Below are 2,267 nucleotides of genomic sequence, written 5' to 3' on the forward strand. Positions count from 1 at the left end.
AGGCACCGCAATACACGCCGCGCTGTGATGTCCGGTTCGTCTCGATGGCCTGGCCGCCGGAGAGCTTCGACATCGCCAGCTCGCCTTCGATCAGGACGTAGAAGCAGGTCGCCGGCTCACCCTCGACGATGATCGGTCCAGGCTCGTAGTGCTGGATGTGGCCGTTGGTGCACAACACATCGAGCTGCTCGTCGGAGAGTCTCTCGAACAAGAACAGGGTGCGCAGCTCGTCGGCGTCACAGGGGAGTCGGTTGCTGGTCATGATGCTATGCCTCAGCCAGGTAGCGGTGAATGAACATCACGGCCATCGATCCTTCGCCGACAGCGGCTGCGACCCGTTTGGCGGAGTCGGCGCGCACATCGCCGGCCACGAACACGCCCGGCACGCTGGTTTCCAGGTGGTGCGGTGGACGGTCCAGCGTCCATCCGCAGACGTTGCGTAGGTCCGGCCCGGTGAGAATGAAGCCGCGGTCGTCGCGGGCGACTACCCCGTCAAGCCAGTCGGTGCGCGGCGAGGCGCCGATGAAGATGAACATCCGGCCGCAGGTGACATCCTCGGTAACGCCGGTCCGATTGTCGATCAGGGTCAGCTTCTCCAGGTGATCGTCTCCGGTAGCGCAGTGAACTTCGGTACAGGTGCGCACGGTGATCTTGGGGTTCTGCTCGATCTGCTGGATTAGGTAGTACGACATCGACGCCTCCAACGACGGGCCACGCACGACGATGGTCACTGAGTTGGCCTGGCGCGACAGGTACATCGCGGCCTGGCCGGCCGAATTGGCCCCGCCGACCACGTAAACCTCTTCGTCCTTGCAGTCTGACGCGATGGAGATGCCGGCCCCGTAGAAGATGCCGCGGCCGGTCAGCTCGTCGCAGCCGGTGGCGGCCAGTTGGCGATAGGCGACGCCGGTGGCCAGGATGACCGCGTGCGCGTCGATGGAGCCGCCGTCGGCGAACCGGACGGTGCGCTTGGACCCGTTGACCTCCAGCGCGGTGGCCGTGCGGGCGGTGATCAGTTCGGCGCCGAACTTCTCCGCCTGTCTGCGCGCCCGATCGGCCAGCTGGCCGCCCGACACCCCGTCCGGAAAGCCGAGATAGTTCTCGATCCGCGAGCTCTGGCCGGCCTGACCGCCGGTCGCGGTGCGTTCGATGAGCACCGTGCGCAGCCCCTCGGAGGCGCCGTAGACGGCGGCAGCCAGGCCCGCGGGTCCACCACCGACGACGATCAGGTCGTAGAACTCCTGCGACGGCGTGCTGGACAGGCCCAATGTGTCGGCCAGTTCGGCGTCGCTGGGTTCGATCAGGGTGTCGCCGCGTTCGGTGACGACGACCGGTAGCCGCAGGCCGTCCTCGCCGGCGGCCCGCAACAGCTGTTCGCCGTCGGGGTCGTCGGCCATGAACCAGTTGTAGTAGAGCCCGTTGCGAGCCAGGAAGTCGCGCACCTGCCAGGACCGCGCCGACCAGCGGTGCCCGATCACCTTGGTGTGTGGGATGGGGTGTTCCGGCAGCCGCTTCCAGGCGTCTAGCAGCGCATCGATGACCGGATACAGCTTTTCCTCGGGTGGATCCCACGGTTTGAGCAGGTAGTGGTCGAGGTCGACGACGTTGATTGCGTCGATCGCGGCGTGGGTGTCGGCGTAGGCGGTCAGCAGCACGCGCCGCGCCGCGGGATACAGGTCCATCGCCTGTTCGAGGAATTCGATACCGGTCATCTGCGGCATCCGGTAGTCGGCGACGAGCGTCGCGACGGTCTCACCGCGCAGTTTGAGCTGCTTGAGGGTTTCCAGGGCATCCGCGCCCGACTCGGCCCGTACGATCCGGTGGGCTTCGCCGTAGTGGCGACGCAGGTCCCTGGCAACGGCCCGGGATACCGCCGGATCGTCGTCGACGGTCAAGATCACCGGTTTACGGCTCTGGGGATCGGGACTTGCGGCGTTGGTCATCGGCCTTAAGTATGCGCCTGTCAGGGCCGGTACGCGGGGGGAGGTCTGCCGGTCCGATTCCGCTTACGGCGATTTTGGCCAGCCGGAATTAGCGGGTATCGTGGGACAACGGTGCGTCATCGCGCTGGTTTCTTGCGTGCCCAGTCCTAGGAATTTCCTGTCACCGGCTCACGTTGCAAATCCAGCCAATGCTTGCGCCGACCCCGGCGCAGAAGCAGCAACGAAACCAAAGACGAGGATTTGAAGAAAAGTTATGGCCAAGAAAGACGGCGCCATAGAGGTCGAGGGCCGCGTGGTCGAGCCCCTGCCCAATGCGATGTTCCG

The 2,267-nt window shown here is 65.5% G+C and carries 2 protein-coding genes and 1 pseudogene; 1 reads left to right on the forward strand and 2 read right to left on the reverse strand.

Features of this window, described 5'->3' with window-relative positions:
• Together WAN71_RS25590 and WAN71_RS25595 are read right to left on the reverse strand one after the other, a co-directional pair.
• Positions 1 to 262, reverse strand: a 262-nt coding sequence (locus tag WAN71_RS25590; RefSeq protein ID WP_422228007.1) for a cyclic nucleotide-binding domain-containing protein, incomplete at its 3' end; no start/stop codon positions are given.
• A gap of 4 nt (positions 263 to 266) precedes the next feature.
• Positions 267 to 1,943 (reverse strand): FAD-dependent oxidoreductase, encoded by a 1,677-nt coding sequence (locus tag WAN71_RS25595; protein ID WP_422228008.1) that lies wholly within the window; start codon positions 1,941 to 1,943, stop codon positions 267 to 269.
• A gap of 253 nt (positions 1,944 to 2,196) precedes the next feature.
• Between WAN71_RS25595 and WAN71_RS25600 the strand changes: the two are divergent.
• Positions 2,197 to 2,267: pseudogene (locus WAN71_RS25600) on the forward strand (translation initiation factor IF-1); the annotation flags it as partial.

The organism is Mycobacterium sp. (assembly GCF_049280035.1).
Taxonomy (GTDB): domain Bacteria; phylum Actinomycetota; class Actinomycetes; order Mycobacteriales; family Mycobacteriaceae; genus Mycobacterium.